Origin of the sequence: Elioraea sp. Yellowstone (assembly GCF_006704265.1) — a bacterium.
In the GTDB taxonomy this organism is placed as follows: Bacteria; Pseudomonadota; Alphaproteobacteria; order Acetobacterales; family Acetobacteraceae; genus Elioraea.
Genome location: NZ_VIKA01000253.1, coordinates 1 through 2,477 on the forward strand (window position 1 = coordinate 1; position 2,477 = coordinate 2,477).

General features: G+C 73.3%; 3 protein-coding genes and 1 pseudogene. 2 read left to right on the forward strand and 2 right to left on the reverse strand.

Translation table 11 applies throughout. From position 1 onward, the window contains the following. Nucleotides 1-597: pseudogene (locus FK498_RS20125) on the forward strand (DNA gyrase subunit B); the annotation flags it as partial. A gap of 108 nt (nt 598-705) precedes the next feature. Here FK498_RS20125 and FK498_RS18380 read toward each other — a convergent pair. Together FK498_RS18380 and FK498_RS18385 are read right to left on the reverse strand one after the other, a co-directional pair. Continuing rightward, the gene (locus FK498_RS18380) at nt 706-1,452 is read right to left on the reverse strand and encodes an SDR family NAD(P)-dependent oxidoreductase (protein WP_141857114.1); all 747 of its coding nucleotides are present in this window, start codon (nt 1,450-1,452) and stop codon (nt 706-708) included. Nucleotides 1,453-1,714: 262 nt separating this feature from the next. Further along, nucleotides 1,715-2,074: a hypothetical protein gene (locus FK498_RS18385; protein ID WP_141857116.1), complete on the reverse strand. Its 360-nt coding sequence runs from the start codon at nt 2,072-2,074 to the stop codon at nt 1,715-1,717. A gap of 166 nt (nt 2,075-2,240) precedes the next feature. Here FK498_RS18385 and FK498_RS18390 point away from each other — a divergent pair. Then, the coding region (locus tag FK498_RS18390; RefSeq protein ID WP_161988491.1) for a tetratricopeptide repeat protein at nt 2,241-2,477 on the forward strand (237 nt) is incomplete at its 3' end.

Here is a 2,477-nt window from a genome sequence, read left to right on the forward strand (position 1 = left end):
CCGTCGGCGCTGATCGAGCAGGCGGCGATCGCGGGCGCGCTCTCGCTCGCCCTCATCGCCGATCCGGCGCGCGCGGGCGAGACGGCGGCGGCGGTCGCGCGCCGGCTCGACGCGCTGGAGCGCGAGACCGATCGCGGCTGGCGCGGTCTCGCCGAGGACGGGGCGATGGTGTTCAGCCGCACGTTGCGCGGCGTGGCCGAGCGCTACGTGCTCGACGCCACGCTGCTGCAGAGCGCGGAGGCGCGGCGGCTGGACGGCGAGCGCGAGGCGCTCGCCGCGCTCTGGACGCGCCCGGCCGTCTGGCGTGCGGGCGGCATCGAGCGCGTGCTCGCCGGCCCGGTCGGGCTCGCCGAGGCGGTCACGGAGACGGGGCGCAAGGGGCTGACGATCCAGCGCTTCAAGGGCTTGGGCGAGATGAATCCCGAACAGCTCTGGGAGACCACGCTCGATCCCGCCAACCGCTCGCTCTTGCAGGTGCGGATCGGCGCGGCGGAGGAGGCCGGCGACGTGTTCACCACGCTGATGGGTGACGTGGTCGAGCCGCGGCGCGAGTTCATCGTCGAGAACGCCCTGAAGGTGGCCAATCTCGACGTCTGACCCCGGCCGGCCCGGGCCGGCCCGGAGAGAGCGGTCGCCGCATGCGATCATCGGCGGCATCAGGCGCGTCATCCGCCTGCCCGGGCGAGGCGCAAGGCGCGCCTCGGCTCAGTACGTGGCGCGGCCGCCCGAGAGGTCGAACACCGCCCCGGTCGTGAAGCTGTTCTCGGCCGAGACGAGCCAGGCGACCATCGCTGCGATCTCGGCCACCTCGACGAAGCGGCCGCGCGGGATCTTCGAGAGCATGAAGTCGATGTGCTGCGGGCTCATCTGCTCGAAGATGCGCGTGCGCGCGGCGGCGGGCGTGATCGCGTTCACGGCGATGTCGCGATCGGCGCATTCCTTGCCGAGCGACTTGGCGAGGGCGATCACGGCGGCCTTCGAGGCGGAATAGGCGGCGGCGTTGGGGTTGCCCTCCTTGCCGGCGATCGAGGCGATCAGCACCACGCGACCGTAGTTGCGCGCGATCATGCCGGGCAGCAGCGCGCGGCAGCAATGCATGGTGCCGTCCACGTTCACGCGCATGATCCGGTGCCACTCCGAGAGCGGATACTCCCAGGTCCGGGCGTTCGGCCCCGCGATGCCGGCCGAGGTGACGAGGATGTCGCAGGGCCCCGTTTCGACCTCGCATGCCGCCGCGGCGGCCTCGACCGCATCGAGATCGGTCACGTCCACCGCGCGCGGCCGTGCCGCAGGTCCGATCGCCGCGGCCGTGGCTGCGGCCATCGTCCCGTCGAGATCCCAGATCTCCACCCGCGCCCCGCTCGCCGCGATCCGTTCCGCGATCGCCCGGCCGATTCCCTGCGCCCCGCCGGTCACCACGGCCACGCGGCCTTCCAGATCGATCCGGTTCATCCGTTTCCGTCCCCTGCGCGGTCTCGCGCGATGGGTAGGGCATGTCGGCCGCCGCGTCACCTGGGTCGGGTGCGGACGGGGCTCCCCGTTGCTTGGCGGTCGGTCAGCGTCGTGGCCGAGCCGCATCCGCTCGGTGCTCGAGGTCTCGCGCGCGAGGGGCGAGGGGGCGCCGCCCGCGAACGAGGGCTTCCCGCCGCCGCGGCCGGTCAGGCTGCGGCGCCGGAAGCGCGCCGTCCGGCTTCAGGACGCTTGGTGGCCGCCGCTACCACCACCGCACCGCCTCGCGGTCGGGCCGGGGGGGGATGTCGGAGACCGCGCGCTGCGGGCCGTAGGGGGCGGTCTCCGTCCAGCAATCCACCTCGGCGAGGCTGCGCGTGCAGAACGGCGGGGCGGTCAGGACCTCGCGCGTGCGGCAGTACTCGCCCCGGCGCTCCAGATGCAGCGACGAGCAGTCCTTGCCCGTGACCAGCGAGTAGATCGTGTCGATCGGGCTGCGCTGGAGCACGGCATAGGACGTGACCACGGTCCCGGCGGCGAGCAGCGATACCGGTGTGCCTTCGACCTCCGACCGGCAACCGGCGCCAGCGAGCAAAGCCGCGAGAAGGAGGAGGCGCGTGCGCATGAGCCACATTCGATCCCCGGACCCTTGAGACCGGGTTAATCACGCCCCGATTTGCGCCCCCGGACGGTGCTGGATATGTTCCCGCGCCGCGCGTCGGGACGACGGAGACGCGCGGGTGGACAGCATGCCCGGCGACAGGCGTCCGGTCGGGCCTGGGGACAGCGATTTGGCCGACATCTTCGACGAAATCGAGGAAGACCTCCGGCGCGAGCGCGCGAAGAGGCTCTGGGACCGCTACGGCTGGATCGTGCTGGTGGTGGCCGGCGCCGTGGTGCTCGGCGTGGCGGGCTGGCGCGGCTGGCAGTGGTACCAGAACCGCGAGGCCGCCGCGGCCGCGGACCGTTTCCTTGCCGCCGCCGCGGCCGCCGACCGGGGCGAGCCGGCCGCCGCCGAGGCCTTCGCC